Source organism: Croceicoccus sp. BE223, assembly GCF_031457155.1.
Classification (GTDB): domain Bacteria; phylum Pseudomonadota; class Alphaproteobacteria; order Sphingomonadales; family Sphingomonadaceae; genus Croceicoccus.
In genome coordinates this window covers 329,500-348,784 of the sequence record NZ_JAVDWB010000003.1, presented here as the reverse complement: position 1 = coordinate 348,784, position 19,285 = coordinate 329,500, and the positions used below count along the sequence as shown (strand labels likewise).

Sequence of the window (19,285 nt, the reverse complement as noted above, 5' to 3'; positions counted from 1 at the left end):
AGAAAGAGAGCGCCGGTCGCAGGGGGGGATCTCGATCCCGGCCGCGCCAGCCCGGCGACTGCCTGGCGGCGGGGTCGCTCGTCCCGCCGCCGGCAGCCCTGGTGCCGGATCAGAAGTTCAGGCGGACGCCCGCGGCATATCGGGCATAGCCCGGCGCCGCGAAGAAGACGGCCTGGTCGGCGCGCATGTGACCGCGACGATCTGCGTTGGTGATGTTGATCCCTTCGACGAAGGCGGTCAGCCCCTCCATGAACTCGTAGCTCGCGCTCGCGTCCCACTGGCCGTAGGATTCGACATAGTACGGATCGGACCCGAAGCCCGACAGGAACCCTTCGCGCCAGTTGTAGGCGACGCGGGCCTGCAGCGGACCCTTGTCGTAGAACAGGACCGCGTTGGCGCTGTCGCTGACGCCGGTGATCGCGAACTGCGTTGCCGTGTAGCGCTGGGTGTTGTCATAGAACGTGTCGGAATTGACGATCGTGTAGTTCAGGATCGCGCCGAAGCCGGTGTCCCAGAAGTTGTGCTGGATCGCGAATTCCCAGCCGTCGATCGTTGCCGTGCGGTCGCCGTTGAACGGCTGCGACAGGCGGAAGTTGATCGTCGGGTCGCTCGCCTGTCCCAGGATGCCGCCCGTCACCGGGTCGATCACCTCGGGATAGTTCGCCGCCACCCAGTCGAGCTGTTCGTCGAAGGTCGAGCCTGCCGGAAGCGCGGCCTGCGCCTCTTCGATCAGGTCGCCGCCGAGGCCCGCGCTCGGGTCGGTCAGGGCGAAGAGCGGCCCTTCGGTCACGCCGGTGACCGGGAAGTTCGACACCTTCTTGCGGAAGTAGCCGACCGACATGTAGCTCGCCGGGCCGTAGTACCATTCCGCCGACACGTCGATGTTCTTCGACTTGTAGGGCAGCAGGCCCGGGTTGCCGGCGCTCGCGGTCGAACCGCCGCCCGGACGCACAGGCGAGGCGAGCGTGAGGCCGCCCTGCAGCTGCGAGTAGTTCGGACGGGTAATCGTGTGGCTGTAGCTGGCGCGCAGCTTGACGTCCTCGACCGGCGACATGTCGAAGTCGATCGCGGGCAGCCAGTTGTCGTAGTCGCCCTTCAGCGTCGTGAACTGGCTCTGGCCGGGCGCGTAGTTAATCGTGATCTCGTTCGCGCCGACCCAAGCGGTGCTGACCGGCGTCGGCACCAGGGCGGACGAATTGATCTTCGTCTTTTCGTAGCGCAGGCCAAGCCGCAGGTGCGCTTCGTCCGCAAGGAGGTCGAAGCTGTGCAGCGACTGGATGAACGGCGCGAAGGTCTTTTCGCGAATGCGACGGTCGATCGTATAGCTGGCAAGGCAGGTGCCGTCCTCGCCGCCGGTGTTGGCGCAGATGCCGATCTGCTGGTCGAGCAGCTGGATCAGGCGATCGGTGTCGACCTGGAAGTAGACCGGGATGATGTCGGGCGAATCCGCACCATCCATGCCCGCCAAGTCGTCCGGCAGGTCGACCGGGGTGTAGATGTCGTCGGGCGTGTCGGCCGCCGAAAGCGTCCCGCCCCAGGTGTCATTCTGGATGAAGCCGTAGGCCGAGCGCACCTTGTTGTCGGTATAGGTCGCGCCGAAGTCGAGGCTTTCGATGAAGCTCGCGTCGAAATCGAACCCGCCGCGCAGGGCCAGCTCGTTGATCCGGTCACGCATGTAGGCGTTGCGGAAGGCGTTGCCGGCGGGGCGAATGTTGGCGGCGGTCAGTTCCGAACCCGGATACATGTCGACCGAGATGACCGGCATGTCGGTGGTGAAATCCACCGTCTGGTTCTGCACGCCGAAGATCGCCGAGCCGACCGCGATATTGCTGCCGTAGGGCGAGGTCGGCTTCGACGTCGCGGTCGAGTGGTGACCGTCGAGCGTGAGTCGGAAGCTACCGGGACCTTCCCATTCCAGGTTGCCGCCGAGCGACTTGTTGATGTTGCGGTTGGCCGCGACCGCGCCGGTGATGGCGAGATCCTTGCCGGGGCCAAAAGCTTCCGAATAGAAGTTCGGGCCGGCAACCGGGCCGTCGGTCCAGCTGCTGCTGGTCTGATCGTGGTTGAACCACACGCCGATCGAGTTCGTGCGCGCGTCGACGGTGTTCTGCGAGAAGGTGTAGTCAACGGTCGCGGTCAGGCTGTCCATCGGACGGACCTGCAGCACGGCCTGGCCGTTGAAGCGTTCGCGGTCGATCTCGGTGAAATCGTAGCCGGCGTTCTGGGTCACCTGGTAGATGTCGGTCTCGCCGGGACGGTTCTCGGTGCGGTCGTAGTTGCCGCGCCAGTCGTTCTCGTCGACAGGCAGCGAGCCCCAGTTGTTCTCGTTGCCGACATAACCTTCACGCCAGCCGGCGTTGAACTGCGCCAGGCTCGCCTTGCGGCGCTGGTACGAACCGGACACCAGGATGCCGATGGTGTCGTCGGCGAAGGTCTGGCTGACGATGCCGGAGATTTCCGGCGTGATGTCGGTGCCTTCGAACGAGTGATCCTTGACCGCCTTGGCGGCGAGGCTGCCCGACAGGCCAGGTTTGTCGAGCGGGCGCGGGGTCTTGATGTTGATGACCGAGCCGATGCCGCCGGTCGGCAGCGAGGCGCGGCCCGACTTGTAGACTTCGACGCCGGCGACGCCTTCGGCGGCCAGGTTGGCGAAGTCGAAGCTGCGGGTGTTCGGCGGTTCGGTGCCGCTGCCCAGGTTCGACGCGGGCATCTGGCGGCCGTTCAGCAGCACCAGGTTGAATTCGGGACCGAAGCCGCGGACGGTGACGGTCGAGCCTTCGCCGCTCGACCGGTCGATCGACACGCCGGTGATGCGCTGCAGCGATTCGGCGAGGTTGGTGTCGGGGAACTTGCCGATGTCTTCGGCGCTGATCGCATCGACCACGCCCTGCGCGTCGCGCTTGATGTCGGCCGCGGCCTGGAGCGAGGCGCGGATGCCGGAGACGACGATGACGTTTTCCTCGCCGTCGACGTTGCCGGGCGCATCGTCCTGCGCGAAGGCGGCAGTCGGCACCGCGGCCAGAGCGAGCGCGGACGCGCCGATCATGTAACGGCCGAAGGTGTTGCGATTGCGTGCACGCTCGCTGCGAAGCGTCATGGTACCTCTCCCCTGATCCGGCGAATCGGTCCAGCCCGAATCCGTCCGTGCATTGCGTTGTGAACGTTCATGTGAACGTTATCAGAGTTTCTGTCAATAGGCGGCAACTCCCTGCCTCCGCGCGTTAATCCAGCGCCCGACCGCGCGGAATGTCAAACTCTTGATGGCCTTGTCGTTTTTCACCTTCGCAGAGGCTACGTCATCGTGGCGCGCCGGCCCTTCGGGTCGCGAAGACGACGCCCCCTCTCGCCCCGGCCGGACCGTTCCGGAGAGTTGAGCGTGCGGCACTCCCGCCCCGGCAGGCCCCGCAACGAACCGCTCAGCGCTTGCGTACGAACTCGGCGCGCAGGACCAGGCCCTTGATGCCGGGATAGCGGCAGTCGATCTCCTGCGGATCGCCGGTCAGCCGGATCGACTTGATCAGCGTGCCCTGCTTCAGCGTCTGGCCTGCGCCTTTCACGTCCAGGTCCTTGATCAGCGTCACCTGGTCGCCATCGGCCAGCAGGTTGCCGACCGCATCGCGCACTTCGACCGCATCGGCCGCCGCGCGCCGCGCCGCGAGTTCGGACGCGGGCAGCCATTCGCCGCTCTCCTCGTCGTAGACGTAATCTTCGTCGCTCATGTCGTACTCCCTATGATCCCTGTCACTCTGCGCCAAAACCGCCGCCGCCGGGCGTCTCGATCACGAAGACGTCGCCCGGCCGCATCGTCCTGCTCACGGTGGAGCCGAGGTCCTCCTCGCTCCCGTCGGCGCGCACGATGCGGTTGCGGCCCGCCTGTCCCGGCGCGCCGCCGGCCAGCCCGAAAGGCGGCACGACGCGGCGGTTCGACAGGATCGTCGCGGTCATTTCCTCGAGGAAACGGATGCGTCGCACCACGCCGTCGCCGCCGCGATGCCGTCCCACGCCGCCCGAACCCTCGCGGATCGCGAAGCTTTCGATCAGGACCGGAAAGCGCCATTCCAGCACTTCTGGATCGGTCAGGCGCGAATTGGTCATGTGGGTCTGGACCGCGTCGGTCCCGTCGAAATCCGGCCCCGCGCCCGATCCGCCGCAGATCGTCTCGTAATACTGGTGCCGCGCATTGCCGAAGGTGACGTTGTTCATCGTGCCCTGCGCCGCGGCCAGCGTGCCGGTTGCGCCGTAGAGCGCGTCCGTGATCACCTGGCTGGTCTCGACATTGCCTGCCACCACCGCCGCCGGAAAGCCTGGCGCTAGCATCGATCCTTCGGGAATGACGAGGTTGACCGGCCAGAGGCAACCGTCGTTCAGCGGGATATCCTCGTCGATCAGCGTGCGCATGACATAGAGCGTCGCGGCCCGGCAGATCGCGGGCGGAGCGTTGAAGTTGTTGCCCTGCTGCGCGCTGGTTCCGGCAAAGTCGATGCGGGCGCGGCGCGCCTCGCGGTCGATCGTCAGGCTGACGCAGACCTGCGTACCGTCGTCAAGCGGGTAGGTGAAATCGCCGTCGCGCAACCGGTCCAGCGCCCGGCGCACCGCTTCGGCGGCGTTGGCTTGGACATGGTGCATGTAGGCTTCGACCACCGGCAGCGAGAATTCCGCCACCATCGCCGCGATGTCCGCCGCGCCCCTTGCGCAGGCCGCGATCTGCGCAGTGAGATCGCCGACGTTGCGGTCCGGGTCGCGGGCGGGCCACGGCCCCTCTGCCAGCTTGCCGCGCAGTGCATCCTCGCGCAGCGCCCCGTTTTCGACGAGGAGGAGGCTGTCGAACAGCACGCCTTCCTCGTCCAGCGTCCGGCTGTCCGGCGGCATCGAGCCGGGCGTGCTGCCGCCGATGTCCGCATGATGCCCGCGCGCCGCGACCCAGAACCGGCATTCGCCATCCGCGAAGACCTGCATCACGACGGTCAAATCCGGCAAATGAGTGCCACCGCGATAGGGATTGTTGACCAGCCAGACGTTGCCCTCGCGCAGCTTGCCCGTTTCCAGCGCCCGGTCCCGCACCGCGCGGACGCTGTCGCCCATCGACCCCAGGTGCACCGGCATGTGCGGCGCATTGGCGATCAGCGCCCCCGCCCCATCGAACAGCGCGCAGGAGAAATCCAGCCGCTCCTTGATGTTGACCGACAGCGCGGTGTTCTGCAGCGCCTGCCCCATCTGTTCGGCGATGGCCATGAAGCGGTTGTTGAACAGCTCCAGCCGGACCGGATCGAGCGCGGTGCCGACACTCGCGGCCACGCGCGGCGCGGCGCGGGTGAGGACGAGATCGCCCGACGCGCGGCGGAGGGCCTGCCAGCCGGGCTCGACGATCACTGTCGCGGTGTCCTCGTAAAGGATCGCAGGGCCGGCGAGCGGCGCGTCGATCGCCAGCCCGGTGCGCGGCATCAGCCGGGCCTGGTGCGATGTTTCGCCGCTCCAGACCGTGGCGACGCGCGGCTCGCAGTCTGCAACCGAGATGTCGAGGCCCGCCCCGGCCCTCAACGAGGGCACCACGAGTTCGACCTGCGCCGCCTCGATCACCAGCGGCACGGACGAGGTAAAGGTGAAGCGCTGGCGATAGAGCGCCTCGAACTCCGCACGGATGGCATCGGCATCGCCCATGCCCACCTCCAGCGCCGTATCCGTGCCGAGATAGCGCACGAGGAGGCGGCGCCTTGACCTTGTCCGGGCGGCGTCGAACCCGTCCGGCTCGATCTCTGCCCGCGCTTCCTGCTCCAGCCGTTCCAGCACTGCCGCTGCCGCCGCCAGCCCCGCATCGTCGAGGCGCGCCTCGACGGCGTGCTGGCGGACGATGCGCTGATCGGCAAGACCGATGCCGTAGGCCGAGAGCAAGCCCGCGAGCGGGTGCAGCAGCACCGTGTCGATGCCCAGCGCGTCGGCGACGAGGCAGGCGTGCTGCCCGCCCGCGCCGCCGAAGCACGACAGCGCATAGTTCGCGAGGTCATGCCCTTGCGCGACGGAGATCTTGCGGATTGCATTGGCCATGACATCGACGGCGATGGCGAGGAACCCTTCGGCCAGCTGTTCGGGCGACTTGGGCGCAAGGCCCGCCGCCGTCATCTCGCCCGCCAGCGCGGCGAACTTGTCGCGAACCACGGCGGCGTCGATGGGCCGGTCGCCGTTCGGCCCGAACAGCGCCGGGAAACAGTCGGGCCTGAGCTTGCCCAGCATCACGTTGCAGTCGGTGACCGTCAGCGGCCCGCCCCGGCGATAGCAGGCCGGCCCCGGATCGGCGCCCGCGCTTTCCGGACCGACCCGCAGCCGCGTTCCGTCGAACCGGCAGATCGATCCCCCGCCCGCCGCGATGGTGTCGATCGCCAGCATCGGCACCCGCAGCCGGACGCCCGCCACCGTGCTCTCGTTCACCCGCTCCAGCGTTCCGGCATAATGCGACACGTCGGTGCTCGTCCCGCCCATGTCGAAGCCGATCAGCCGCTCGAAACCCGCCGCCCGGCCTGTTTCGACCATGCCGACGATGCCGCCGGCAGGCCCCGACAGGATCGCGTCGCGCCCGCGAAACCGGCCTGCCCCCGCCAGCCCACCGTTGGACTGCATGAAGGCCAGCGGCACCCCCTCTCCAAGCGCATCGGCGATCTGGCCGACGTAGCGTTGCAGCACCGGGGAGAGATAGGCGTCGACCAGCGTGGTATCGCCGCGCCCGACGATCTTCATCACCGGGCTGACCGCGTGGCTGGCGGATACCTGCCCGAAGCCTTCCTCTGCGGCGATCGCGGCGATCCGCCGTTCATGCGCCGGGTAGCGATAGCCGTGCATCAGCACGATCGCCGCAGCCGTGCACCCTGCCGCCCGCGCCGCGGCCAGTTCCTCGCGCACCTTCGCCTCGTCGAGAGGGCGAAGGACGCTGCCCCGCGCGTCGACCCGCTCGTCCGCCTCGATGACGCAGTGCTCCAGCCTGTCGGGCAGGACGATGTGCCGGTCGAACAATCGGGGCCGGTTCTGATAACCGATGCGCAAGACGTCGCGAAAGCCGCGCGTCACGACCAGCGCCACCCTCGCCCCCGTCCGTTCCAGCAGGGCATTGGTGGCGACGGTGGTGCCCATCTTGACCGCGGCGATGCGGTCCGCGGGCAGCGGATCGCCGGGCGCAAGGCCGAGCGTGTCACGGATCCCCTGCATCGCCGCGTCGCGGTAGCGTTCGGGATGTTCGGACAAGAGCTTGCGCGTCTGCAGCCGGACGTCCGGCGAAAGGGCGATGACGTCTGTGAAGGTCCCGCCCCTGTCGATCCAGAAATGCCATCCCGCGCGCGTCATCGCGCCCCCTTGGCACAGCGGGCGACCGGGCGGCAAATCGAACTTTTATTGCACCGCAGCAAAGAAGGTGTGTTACATCCTTGCGATGATCCGCGCCGCATTGCACCATTCGACCCGCTACGACTATGACCGCCCGGTCCAGCTCGGGCCGCAGGTCGTCAGGCTCCGCCCCGCGCCGCACAGCCGGACCGCCATCCCGAACTATTCGCTGAAGATCGAACCGGCGGGCCATTTCCTCAACTGGCAACAGGACCCCCACGGCAACTGGCTGGCCCGCATCGTCTTTCCCGAACGCGTCCGGCATTTCTCGATAGAGGTGGACCTCATCGCCGACCTGGCGGTGATCAACCCCTTCGATTTCTTCGTCGAGGACAGCGCGGAGACGATCCCCTTCGCCTACGAGCCCGACTTGCGCGAAGAACTGTCCGCCTATTTCGAGACCGATTGCGCCGGCCCGCTGTTCGACGCGCTGGTCGCGCAGTTCGCCGGCTGGCAGGGCCGCACCATCGATTTCCTCGTCGCGGTGAACCGCGCGCTGGAACAGCGCATCGGCTACGTCGTGCGGATGGAGCCGGGGGTGCAGACTCCCGAGGAGACGCTGCAACTGGCGACCGGCTCGTGCCGGGACAGCGGCTGGCTGATGGTCAATCTCCTGCGGCGGCTGGGCTATGCGGCGCGCTTCGTTTCCGGCTATCTCATCCAGATGAAGGCCGATGTCGAACCGGTCGAAGGGCCGAAGGGGCCGGAGGCCGATTTCACCGACCTTCACGCGTGGTGCGAGGTCTACGTGCCGGGCGCGGGCTGGATCGGGCTGGACCCGACCTCGGGCCTGTTTGCAGGCGAAGGGCACATTCCGTTGGCCGCCGCGCCGCACTACCGCTCCGCCGCCCCCATTACCGGGCTGGCCGAACCCGCCGAAGTCGACTTCGGCTTTTCCATGCGGGTCGACCGCGTCCACGAAGCGGTGCGCATCACCAAGCCTTTCACCGACACCCGCTGGGAGGCGCTGCTGGCGCTGGGCGACAGGGTCGATGCCGACCTGGTGGCGCAGGACTGCCGGTTGACGATGGGCGGCGAGCCCACCTTCGTCGCCGCCGACGATACCGAGGCGGGCGAATGGAACGGCGATGCCGTCGGCCCGACCAAGGCAAAATACGCCGACCGGCTGATCCGCCGCCTGCGCGACCGCTTCGCCCCCGGCGCCCTCCTGCACCACGGCCAGGGCAAGTGGTATCCGGGCGAAAGCCTGCCGCGCTGGGGATACACGCTCTACTGGCGCAAGGACGGCAAGCCGCTCTGGTCCAACCCCGCGCTCATCGCCGTCGACCCCGACGACGTGGTCGAGGCGAAGATCGATGCCGAAGCGGCGGGCCGCTTCCTCACCCAGGCTGCCGCGCAGCTGGGCGTCGCCGACAGCTTCGTCCAGCCGGTGTTCGAGGATCCGGAAAAATGGATCGAGCGGGAGGGCGAGCTGCCGGTCAACGTCGAGCCGGGCGACCCGAAGATCGACGATCCCGAAGAGCGCGAGCGCATCGTGCGAACCTTCACCCGCGGGCTGTCGCAGCCGGTCGGATACGTCCTGCCGATCCAGCGAGCCGAAACGACCAGGCCGCCGGTCCAGAACTGGCAGGCCGAGCCGGCCAAGGGCAGTCGCTGGAAGTCCGAGCAATGGACCGTGCGCAAGGGCAAGCTGACCGCCGTGCCGGGGGATTCGGCGCTCGGCTACCGCTTGCCGCTGGGTTCGCTGCCGTGGGTGCCGAAATCGGAATATCCCTACATCCACCCGCGCGTCGTCACCGATGCCGCCGCGCCCCTCGCCGATTTTCGCGATCAGGCAGTGCGCGACCAGGCCGGTGCGGACGCGGAGCGCAGGATCGCGGGCACCGGCGACCAGCGTTTCGAACGGGTCGAGACGGCGGGCAACCATGCGCAGGACCGGGTCGAGCAGCAGATCATCGCCGGGGCCGTGCGCACCGCGATGACGGTGGAGCCGCGCGGCACCTACCTCTCGGTCTTCGTGCCCCCGCTGGAGGCGATGGAGGACTTCCTCGAGCTCGTCGCAGAGATCGAGTCAGTCGCCGAGCGCATGCAGATGCCGGTCCGCATCGAAGGCTATCCGCCCCCGCCCGACCCGCGCGTACAGGTGCTGAAGGTCACCCCCGATCCCGGCGTGATCGAGGTGAACATCCATCCCACCGGCAGCTGGCGCGAACTGGTCGAGCTGACCGAGGGGCTATACGAAGACGCCCGCGAAGTCGGCCTGACCGCCGACAAGTTCATGGTCGACGGGCGCAGCGTCGGCACCGGCGGCGGCAACCACCTCGTCATGGGCGGGGCGACCTTTCCCGACAGCCCGTTCATCCGCCGCCCGGACCTGCTGAAGAGCTTCGTCCTCTACTGGCAGCGACATCCTTCGCTCTCCTACCTGTTTTCCGGCCTGTTCATCGGCCCGACCAGCCAGGCCCCGCGTATCGACGAGGCGCGGCACGACAGTCTCTACGAGCTGGAGATCGCGCTGGCGCAGGTGCCGCCACCGGGCGAGCCGCCGAAGTTCCCGTGGATTGTCGACCTGCTGTTCCGCAACATGCTGGTCGACGTGACCGGAAACACGCACCGCACGGAAATCTGCATCGACAAGCTCTATTCGCCCGACGGGCCGACCGGGCGCCTTGGCCTGGTCGAGTTCCGCGGGTTCGAGATGCCGCCGGATGCGAAGATGAGCGTGGCGCAGCAGCTGCTGCTGCGGGCGCTGATGGCCTGGTTCTGGCGCGAGCCGCAGTCGGGTTCGCTGGTCCGCTGGGGCACGACGCTGCACGACCGGTTCCTGCTGCCGCATCATTGCTGGACCGATTTCCTCGAAGTGCTCTCCGACCTGAGGCGCGCGGGCTACGACTTCGACCCGCAGTGGTTCGAGGCGCAGCGCCAGTTCCGCTTCCCCGTCCACGGCACGATCGAGGCGGGCGGCGTGGTGCTCGAAATCAGCCACGCGCTCGAACCGTGGAACGTGCTGGGCGAAACCGGGGCGATCGGCGGCACGGTCCGCTACGTGGATTCCAGCACCGAACGGCTGCAGGTCATGGCCCGCGGGCTTGTCCCCGGCCGGCACGTCATCGGCTGCAACGGCCGCCGCGTGCCGATGCACCCGACCGACCGGCCCGGCGAGGCGGTGGGCGGCGTGCGCTACAAGGCCTGGGCGCCGCCGACTTGCCTCCATCCCCTCCTCCCGGCGGATGCACCGCTGACTTTCGACGTGTTCGATACGTGGAACAATCGCTCGCTGGGCGGTTGTGTCTATCACGTGGCACATCCCGGAGGACGCGCGTATGATGACGTGCCGGTCAACAGTTACGAGGCCGAGAGCCGGCGCAAGGCGCGCTTCCAGGACCACGGCCACACGCCGGGGCCGGTGGACATGCCGCCGCTGGAACATGGGGGAGAGTTTCCGATGACGCTGGACCTGCGCCGACCGGCCGGAATGCACTAGGAGGCCGGGCCGCTTGGCTTTGCAGACGCAATCGCAATCGGGCGCGCAGCCGTCGCAAGATCCGGATCTGTTCGGGCCGGATCCCGCGCAGGATCCGTTGGCGTGGTACGCGCCGGCCAACGCGTGCGGCGACCTCTACGCCTCCGCCCCGCCAGAGGTCGCGGCCGCGTGGCGGCGCTTCGTCGGCGGCCTCGCCGCGCTTCCCGGCGGGTTGGCGCAAGCGCAGGACTGGACCGATCGCCAGGTCAGCGATCTCGGGCTGGCCTATCGGGTAACCGGCGATGTCGAGGAACGGGCCTGGTCGCTTTCGCCGATCCCGCTGATGATCGGCGCCGCCGAATGGGCGACGATCGAGGAGGGGCTGATCCAGCGCGCCACCCTGCTCGAAGCGCTGGTCGCCGACATCTACGGCGAACAGTCGCTGATCGCGAACGGCTCGCTGCCCGCCGCCGCGGTTTCGGGCAGTGCCGATTTTGCCCGGCGCATGGTGGCCCTGACGCCGACGGGCGGGCAGTTCCTGAAAGTCGTGGCGATCGATCTCGCCCGGGGGCCGACCGGCGAATGGCGCGTGCTGTCCGACCGCGTCCGCCTGCCGATCGGCATCGGCTATACGCTCGAAAACCGCATCGCCCTTTCGCGCGCCACCGGGACCCTGGTGGCGGAGATCGGCACGCGGCGCATGGGCGAATTCTTCAACCACCTGCGCGACGGCATCGCCGCCAGTTGCCAGCGGGTGGAGCCGCGCATCGGCCTGCTGACGCCGGGCCGCTTCACGCAGTCCTACCCCGAACAGGCCCACCTCGCCCGGCATCTCGGCTTCGCGCTGGTCGAGGGGCGCGACCTCGTCGAACAGGAAGGGCGGATCTACGTCCGCACCATCGCCGGGCTCAAGCGGATGGACGCGCTGTGGCGCTGGATCAACACGCGGGACATCGATCCCCTCGCCTTCGACGCCCGCTCCCGCATCGGGGTGCCGAACCTCCTGAGCGCATGCGCGCAGGGCAACGTCGTCATGGCCAATTGGCCAGGCGGCGGCGTGGTGGAGGCGCGGGTGATGTCCGCGTTCCTGCCCGCGCTGTGCCGCAAGCTGCTGGGCGAGCCCCTGAAACTGCCCAATGCGGCGACCTGGTGGTGCGGGCAGGCCAGGGAGCGCGACCACGTTCTCGCCAATCTCGACAGGCTGGTGATCAGTCCCGCCTTTCGCCTGCCCGTCGCCGCCCTGCCCGACGGGCGCTCGCAAGTCGCCGCCAGCATGACCGCGGAGCAACGGAGCGAGCTTTTGCAGGCGATCGAGCGGCGGCCGATGGACTATGTCGGGCAGGAGCTGGTCAACGTCTCGACCACCCCCGTGCTCGAAGGGCAGCGCCTTGAGCCGCGCGGCTTCACGATGCGCGTTTTCCTCGCCCGCAACGGCGCGGGGGAATGGACACTGCTGCCGGGCGGCTTCGGGCGGATTTCCGAAAGCGGCGTGCTGCGCGCCGCGCTGATGGGCGCGAACGACCGCTCCGCCGACATTTGCGTGATCGACGGGCCCGATGCAGCCCGCACCGTCACGCCGCCCCGGCTGCAGCCGCCGTCGATCAGCCGGGCGCAGGGCGTGCTGCCCAGCCAGGCGGCCGACAACCTGTTCTGGGTGGGCCGCTACGCCGAACGCGCCAACCAGACGACCCGCCTCGTCCGCGTCCTGCTCGATACCGGGCATGCCACCGGGCGGCGGCCCGAAACGGCGGGCGTGCCGACGGCCGCGCGGCGCATCGCCGGGCTGCTCGACCGGCTGGGCGCGACCCGGCTGCCCGCCGACGGGTCTCTGCCGCCGGCGCACGAGACCGCGCAAACCGCGCTGGGCGATGCCGCCATGTCCGGATCGGTCGCGGCGCAGCTCGCCTCCAGCCGAAAGCTCGCGCGGCTGCTGCGCGACCGGATGACCCAGGATATCTGGCGCATCGTCAACCGCACGATGCCCGCCATCGGCCCGGATGCCGACACGCTTGGCGCCGCCTGCGATCTCCTCATCGAACGCTTCGCCTCGCTCGGCCGACTGCTGGACGACACGATCAGCCGCGGCCCGGCCTGGCATTTCCAGCAGATGGGCCTGCGCGTCGAACGCGCCGCGATGATCCTGCAGGCGACACGCGCGCTGGTGCCGGGTTCGGCCAGCGCGGAAGACCTGGCAGCCCTGCTCGATTTCGTCGACGGTCAGGCCGCATACCGCATGCGCTATCTGGCCATGCCGTTCATCGCGCCGGTGCTCGATATGGTGCTTCTCGACCCCGCCCAGCCGCGCGGACTCTGTTTTCAGGTCGACCGGATCATCGAGCATATCGAAGCCCTGCCGACCGCGCGCGAGGACGGCCTCACCGAAGTGCCCTTGCGCCTCGCCCGTTCGCTGCGCGCCTGGCTGGAGGCGGCGGACGCCACCGCGCTCGCCCCCGGCACGCTGGACCAGTGGCTGTCGGGCCTCGCCCACCTTTCGGACGAGATCGGCAACCGCTACTTCCTCAACCAGACCCCCGGCGCCGACGATGCGCCGTTCCTGGGCTAGCGCGATGATCTACCGGATCAGTCACCAGACCCGCCTGTCATATGGCAACGGCGTGCCGGTCGCGCGGCTCAACGTGCGGCTGGCGCCCGTCGAATGGCCGGGGCAGCAGATCTTGGAACAGGAACTGGTCATCACGCCGCAACCGGTGGAACGGATCGACACGGCCGGACCTTACGTGGTCAACGTCAGCACGCTGATTTTCCGGGGCGGCGTGCGCGAAGTCCGGGTCGAGAACACGATGCGCATTGCGGTGACCCCGCCCGCGATGCCGGTGGGCAGCCCGACGATCGCCGCGACCCGCGACGCGGCGATGCTTGTGCGCGAATTGGGACCGCTGTCGCCCGCCCCCTACCTCTTCGCCTCGCGCATCGCCGTTCCCGATGCCGACATCGCCGACTGGGCCGCGCCCTTCCTCGACCCCGATCGCCCGGTGCTGGAGGCGGTGCAGGCGCTGTCTTCGGCAATCCACGGCCAGTTCGCCTACGATTCGCGCGCAACCGATAGCACGACCTCCCCGGCAGAGGCCTTTGCCGCGAAGAGAGGCGTCTGCCAGGATTTCGCGCACGTGATGATCGTCGCCCTGCGCGCCCACGGCATCCCCGCATCCTACATCAGCGGCTATCTGCGCACCCTGCCGCCGCCGGGGCAGGAGCGGCTGGTCGGCGCCGATGCGATGCACGCCTGGGCCGCGGTCTGGTGCGGGCCGGAACTGGGCTGGATCGGGCTCGATCCCACCAACGACTGCCCAGCACGCGAAAGCCATGTGGTCGTCGCCATGGGCCGCGACTATGCCGACGTTTCGCCGATCGACGGCGTGTTCACCGGCTCCGCGATCCAGACGATGGCCTTTTCGGTCGACGTGCGAGAGGTCGAGCCCGCCTGACCCGCGGTCAGGCGCGGCGCCGTTCGCGTCCCTCCAGCCGGACGCCGTAATTTCGCACGTAGTCGCCCAGCCGTTCGCCGACCTCGCCCTCGCTCAGGCCGAATTCGGCGAGGCTGTAGCGATGCGGGGTGATCTTGAGCGCGCGGGACCGTCCGATGAAATCGCGCATGCCGGGCAGCGCCGGGGTCATGTCCATGCCGAGGAAGCGGTAGACCCGCCGCATCGTGCCCTGCCAGTCGCGGTCCATGTCCTCGTAATGCACGTCGATCATGCGCGAACGATCGATCCGCTCCCGCGCCCGGTGCATGCGGGTGACCTGCTGCTCGGTCTTGCGCAGCCATTCGCGCCCGACGGCGCGGGCATCGGCGTGATCGGAATAGATCACCGTCTGGTTCCACGCGAGCGAGGCGGCCGAACCGACGACCGCGTTGGGATCGCGATGGGTGAAGACGAAGCGCGCGTCGGGAAAGGTATCGATCACCGCGTCGAGGTCGAGCATGTACTGCGGCGTCTTCAGGATCCACGGCTTCAGCGTCGACTTCTGCTGCGACCAGCTGACCAGTTTGAGCAGCCTGGCAAGCTGGCGATAGGCAGGCCGGGCATCCTGTTCCTCGCACCAGCGGCCATAGGACGGGATCGCCCACTGCACCTCGTGCTTCATGCCCCAGAAGCTGTTGACCAGCAGGCCAAGCTCTTCCTCGGGCTGCATCGGCCCGGTCGGATGGATGTTGAGCGTGCGCGGATTGGCCAGCTTCGCCATGCGCTGGATGGTGCGTGCATCGGCGATGCGCCTGTCATTGTCGCGGCCACGGGTGAAGCGGCGGGGCGGCACCGGGCTGATCGTTTCGAAGCTGCGCAGATGCTGGAACCGGTCGTCCGCGGCCAGAAGGCGGTGCATGCGTGTCGTCCCCGAACGCATCGGGCCGACGACGATCACCGGGCGCGGCAGGGCGCGTTCGAGAATCTCGGGATGCGCGGCGAACCAGCGCTGCGCCTCTGCCCGATCGGTAAGGACCTTTTCGGACTGCAATTCGGCGACCATCTCGCCGGCCGGGTTCAGCCGCGCTTCGCCGCGCAGCGCATCGACGAGCGCGTCGTAAGACTCGTGAAACCAGGGATCGCCGAAATCGTCGAGACCTATCTTTTGCGCCACCCGATCCATCAGTCGCGCGCGGTCGAGCGTCGGGCTGCGCTTCAATCGCGTCGCTTGCGCGAACCGGAGCCAGCGGTTGACGATCCCGATAAAGGCGGTGCGGTCGGGCGGGCTGACGATCTCTTGCTGCAAGCCTAGCGTGCTCCCCTGTCAGGCAGGCGCACGATGAAACCGCGTGCCGTCAAGGCAATACGGCAAAGCTGCACGCGGGTTCCCGGGCAATGGCAACCCGATGGCGTCTGGGCACTGGACAGAGCGGCGGGCAAACCGCCATAGCGCGTGCCGCCATGCATGACATTCGTTTGATCCGCAGCGATCCCGCCGCCTTTGATGCCGCCCTTGCCCGCCGCGGGGCCGATCCCGCCTCGTCCGCCATCCTCGCCATCGACGAGGAGCGCCGTGCGATGCAAGTGCGGATGGAGGAAGGCCAGAGCCGCCGGAACGAGGCGTCGAAGGCGATCGGCAAGGCGATGGGCCAGGGCGACACCGCCACGGCAGACGCGTTGAAGGCCGAAGTCGCGGCCCTGAAGGAAACGCTCCCCGCGCTGGAGGCGGAGGAAAAGCGCCTGTCGCAGGCACAGGAGGATGCGCTCGCCGCCCTTCCCAACCTCGCGGCCGACGACGTGCCGACGGGCGCGGACGAAAGCGAGAACGTCGAGGTGGCGCGCTGGGGAACGCCGCGCAGCTTCGATTTTACGCCGCGCGAACACGCCGATTTTGCCCCCGCACTGGGCCTCGATTTCGAAACCGCGGCGGCGATTTCCGGTTCGCGCTTCGTCTTCATGCGCGGCCAGATGGCGCGGCTGAACCGGGCGCTGGGCGCGCTGATGCTCGACATGCAGGTCGATGCCGGCTTCACCGAATGCGCGCCGCCGGTGCTGGTGAAGGACCACGCGCTTTTCGGCACGGGTCAACTGCCCAAGTTCGCCGACGACCTGTTCCGCACCACCGGCGACCACTGGCTGATCCCCACCGCCGAAGTCAGCCTGACCAACGCGGTGCGCGAGCAGATCCTCAGCCCTGCCACCCTTCCGATCCACATGACCGCGCTGACCCCCTGCTTCCGCTCCGAAGCGGGCGCGGCGGGCAAGGACACGCGCGGCCTCATCCGCCAGCACCAGTTCGACAAGGTGGAACTGGTCGCGATCACCGCGCCCGAACAGTCGGAGCAAGTGCACGAGGAAATGTGCGCCGCCGCCGAGGCAGTGCTGCAGCGCCTCGAACTGCCCTATCGCAAGGTGCTGCTGTGCACCGGCGACATGGGCTTTTCGGCGCGCAAGACCTACGATCTCGAAGTCTGGCTGCCGGGGCAGGACACCTACCGCGAGATCAGCTCGATCTCGAACTGCGGCGATTTCCAGGCGCGGCGCATGAACGCGCGCTTCAAGCCCGAGGGCGCGAAGAAGACCGAGTTCGTCCACACCCTCAACGGCAGCGGGCTCGCCGTCGGGCGCACGCTGGTCGCCGTGCTCGAAAACGGGCAGAACGCCGACGGCTCGGTGACTCTCCCCGCCGCGCTTGCCCCCTACATGGGCGGCATCGAACGACTGGAGCCGGCAGCCTGATGCGCATTCTTCTCACCAACGACGACGGCATCCACGCCCGCGGGCTCAAGGTGCTGGAAGCGATCGCCCGCCAGCTCACCGACGACATCTGGATATGCGCGCCGAGCGAGGAACAGTCGGGCGCGGGCCATTCGCTGACGCTGACGCGTCCGGTGCGGTTGCGGCGGCACGACGAGCGGCGCTTCTCGGTCACCGGCACGCCCACCGATTCGGTAACCATGGCGCTGAGAAAGGCCATGCCCGCCCCGCCCGACCTGATCCTCTCCGGCGTCAACCGCGGCGCGAACCAGGGCGACGACGTGACTTACTCGGGCACCGTTTCGGCGGCGATGGAAGGCGCGCTGGCGGGGATCCGCTCGATCGCGCTGTCGCAGATCTATGCGCGCGAAGGCGCGGGCGACGACGTCAGCTTCTCGGCGGCGGAAGCTTGGGGCGCCAGGGTGCTGCGTCCGCTGCTCGACATGCCGTTTGCCGAACGCACGCTGATCAACATCAATTTCCCGGCCGTTAGGGCCGACGCGGTCAAGGGCATCCGCGTCGTGCGCCAGGGGTTCCACGACTATGGCCGCGGCACCGTGGTCGAGGGAATGGACCCGCGCGGCTATCCCTATTTCTGGTTCGGGCTGGAGCCGGTCGAACATACGCCGGGGCACGAAACCGACCTGGAGATCACCCAAGACGGATATGTCGCGGTCACCCCGCTGCAACTCGATCTCACGCACTATCCCTCGCTCGACCGGCTGGCCGACCGTTACGGCCAGTTCACGGGCTGATCGCGTGCGCCGACGGTCGAGCCAGTCCGTGAGGACGCAGCGGCACCAGCCGCTGCGCCGGAGGGTCGACCTGCCGGTTTGGGCGGACGCGCTGGCCCGGCTTGCCGCGGCGATCGGCCTCGTTTTCGTCGTGGTGCTGATCCACTATTTCGATCGCGGCGGACTGGTCGACAACTACGACGGCCACGTCAGCTTTCTCGACACCGTCTATTTCACGATGATCTCGATCACCACCACGGGCTTCGGCGACATCGCCCCGGTGTCCGACCGGGCGCGCCTGATCGAGGCGGTCATCGTCACCCCCATCCGCATTGCCGTCATCTTCCTGTTCGTCGGCACCGCCTACAACTTCATCATCAAGCGTAGCTGGGAGAAATTCCGCATGGCCCGCATCCAGGAACGCCTCACCGACCATGTCGTCGTGCTGGGCTTCGGCGTCTCCGGCTCGGAGGCGGTGGCCGAACTCATCGCCCGCGGCACGGCGGCCGACTGCATCGTCGTGATGGACACGAACGAGGACCGGCTGGCGATGGCCAGCGAGATGGGCTGCAACGTCATCAAGGCCGACGCGACCCGCGACGAATCGCTGCAGGACGTGCGGATCGACCAGGCGGCGACGGTGCTGGTCAGCGCCGGGCGCGACGACAGCTCGATCCTCATCGTGCTGACCGTGCGCCACCTCGCGCCGAAGGTGCCGATCACCGTCGTCATCCGCGCCGCCGACAACGAGCTGCTGGCAAAGCAGGCGGGCGCGGACAACGTCATCAACCCGGTGCGTTTCACCGGGCTCCTGCTGGCGGGATCGGCTTCGGGAATGCACACCGCCGACTATCTCGCCGACCTTGCCTCGATCAGCGGGCGGGTCCAGTTGGTCGAGCGGATGGCCCGCCCCGACGACGTGGGCCGCCCCTTGCGCGAACTGGGCTCGGGCGCGATCGGGCTGCGGCTCTACCGCGACGGGCAGGCCTTCGGCTTCTGGGAGCCGGAGGCGCAGAGCGTGCGCGAGGGCGATTCCATCGTCGTCATCCGCGCCACGCCCGAAGCGGGACCTGGCGTCATCTGACCGGCCTCGCCCGACCTCGTCGAACGGTCAGGCCCGCAGGAAGAAGACCAGCCCCATCGCGAGGTAGGCGCAGAGCCAGTAGCCCGCATCGATCAGCGCGATCGCTCTGGGGTTCCGCTGGTGGAGATAGTTGGTCCAGAGCGCCGGAATCACGAAGAACAGCGCCACGCCGCCGCTCATCATCGGGTAAAGCCACCACTTCGACGGATCTGACAGCCGCGCGAACATGTGGCCGAGCAGGATCGCGGGCGGGATGATCAGCCCGATCGTCGCCGCGATGGTGCGCAGGGGACGACGGCGCACCTCCAGTCCGCCCGGCCCCGCCGACATTGCCAGCGGGCGCGAGAACGTCTTGTACCATATCGCGGCGACAGCCATCGCCGCGATCACGGCAAGCACCACGCCGAACCAGTCCACCGGACCCATTGCCTCTCCCATCGAAAACCTGCTGCCTTCGCCCGCAACGCGGCGAAAGGATGGACCCCCGTCGCGC

11 protein-coding genes are annotated in these 19,285 nt (G+C 68.3%); 6 read left to right on the top strand and 5 right to left on the bottom strand.

All coding sequences use genetic code 11. From position 1 onward, the window contains the following. Positions 1-109: 109 nt before the first annotated feature. The 3 genes from J2X37_RS09175 to J2X37_RS09165 all read right to left on the bottom strand — a co-directional run bounded on the left by J2X37_RS09175 (position 110) and on the right by J2X37_RS09165 (position 7,329). Complete coding sequence (locus J2X37_RS09175) at positions 110-3,097, bottom strand: TonB-dependent receptor (RefSeq protein WP_310020271.1); 2,988 nt, start codon at positions 3,095-3,097, stop codon at positions 110-112. Between the two features lie 319 nt (positions 3,098-3,416). Beyond that, entirely contained in the window at positions 3,417-3,719 is a 303-nt protein-coding gene (locus tag J2X37_RS09170) for an alkylphosphonate utilization protein (RefSeq protein ID WP_310020269.1), read from the bottom strand. Positions 3,720-3,741: 22 nt separating this feature from the next. After that, positions 3,742-7,329, bottom strand: a complete 3,588-nt coding sequence (locus J2X37_RS09165) for a hydantoinase B/oxoprolinase family protein (protein WP_310020267.1) — start codon at positions 7,327-7,329, stop codon at positions 3,742-3,744. 85 nt (positions 7,330-7,414) lie between these two features. On the opposite strand from J2X37_RS09165, the gene J2X37_RS09160 reads away from it, so the two are divergent. The 3 genes from J2X37_RS09160 to J2X37_RS09150 are packed head-to-tail and all read left to right on the top strand — an operon-like array spanning position 7,415 to position 14,238. Then, positions 7,415-10,813, top strand: coding sequence for a transglutaminase family protein (locus J2X37_RS09160; RefSeq protein WP_310020266.1), 3,399 nt, complete (start codon positions 7,415-7,417; stop codon positions 10,811-10,813). Between the two features lie 13 nt (positions 10,814-10,826). Further along, positions 10,827-13,355: a circularly permuted type 2 ATP-grasp protein gene (locus tag J2X37_RS09155; RefSeq protein ID WP_310020264.1), complete on the top strand. Its 2,529-nt coding sequence runs from the start codon at positions 10,827-10,829 to the stop codon at positions 13,353-13,355. Then, complete coding sequence (locus tag J2X37_RS09150; RefSeq protein WP_310020260.1) at positions 13,336-14,238, top strand: transglutaminase family protein; 903 nt, start codon at positions 13,336-13,338, stop codon at positions 14,236-14,238. Before J2X37_RS09155 ends, J2X37_RS09150 begins: the two co-directional genes overlap by 20 nt. A gap of 7 nt (positions 14,239-14,245) precedes the next feature. Here J2X37_RS09150 and J2X37_RS09145 read toward each other — a convergent pair whose 3' ends face one another. Continuing rightward, a complete protein-coding gene (locus tag J2X37_RS09145) occupies positions 14,246-15,523 on the bottom strand; it encodes a sulfotransferase (protein ID WP_310020258.1) in 1,278 nt (425 codons plus the stop codon). Positions 15,524-15,678: 155 nt separating this feature from the next. Here J2X37_RS09145 and serS point away from each other — a divergent pair, with 155 nt between their 5' ends. From serS to J2X37_RS09130, 3 genes are read left to right on the top strand one after another with little or no spacing between them, the layout of a single operon-like run. Next, entirely contained in the window at positions 15,679-16,956 is a 1,278-nt protein-coding gene (gene serS / locus J2X37_RS09140) for a serine--tRNA ligase (protein WP_310020256.1), read from the top strand. After that, positions 16,956-17,729 (top strand): 5'/3'-nucleotidase SurE, encoded by a 774-nt coding sequence (gene surE, locus J2X37_RS09135; RefSeq protein ID WP_310020254.1) that lies wholly within the window; start codon positions 16,956-16,958, stop codon positions 17,727-17,729. Before serS ends, surE begins: the two co-directional genes overlap by 1 nt. A gap of 28 nt (positions 17,730-17,757) precedes the next feature. Further along, on the top strand, positions 17,758-18,792 hold the full coding sequence (locus J2X37_RS09130) for a potassium channel family protein (protein WP_310020252.1): 1,035 nt from the start codon (positions 17,758-17,760) through the stop codon (positions 18,790-18,792). Positions 18,793-18,819: 27 nt separating this feature from the next. On the opposite strand, the gene J2X37_RS09125 is transcribed toward J2X37_RS09130, so the two are convergent. Continuing rightward, positions 18,820-19,230 carry a DUF1761 domain-containing protein gene (locus tag J2X37_RS09125; RefSeq protein WP_310020250.1) on the bottom strand — a complete coding sequence of 137 codons (411 nt, stop codon included), beginning with the start codon at positions 19,228-19,230 and terminating at the stop codon, positions 18,820-18,822. Positions 19,231-19,285: the final 55 nt, after the last annotated feature.

Coding starts and splice junctions, on each gene's coding strand:
- J2X37_RS09175 (WP_310020271.1), bottom strand. CDS start 3,097: ATGACGCTTCGCAGCGAGCGTGCACGCAATCGCAACACCTTCGGCCGT.
- J2X37_RS09165 (WP_310020267.1), bottom strand. CDS start 7,329: ATGACGCGCGCGGGATGGCATTTCTGGATCGACAGGGGCGGGACCTTC.
- surE (WP_310020254.1), top strand. CDS start 16,956: ATGCGCATTCTTCTCACCAACGACGACGGCATCCACGCCCGCGGGCTC.
- J2X37_RS09160 (WP_310020266.1), top strand. CDS start 7,415: ATGATCCGCGCCGCATTGCACCATTCGACCCGCTACGACTATGACCGC.
- J2X37_RS09170 (WP_310020269.1), bottom strand. CDS start 3,719: ATGAGCGACGAAGATTACGTCTACGACGAGGAGAGCGGCGAATGGCTG.
- serS (WP_310020256.1), top strand. CDS start 15,679: ATGCATGACATTCGTTTGATCCGCAGCGATCCCGCCGCCTTTGATGCC.
- J2X37_RS09150 (WP_310020260.1), top strand. CDS start 13,336: ATGCGCCGTTCCTGGGCTAGCGCGATGATCTACCGGATCAGTCACCAG.
- J2X37_RS09125 (WP_310020250.1), bottom strand. CDS start 19,230: ATGGGAGAGGCAATGGGTCCGGTGGACTGGTTCGGCGTGGTGCTTGCC.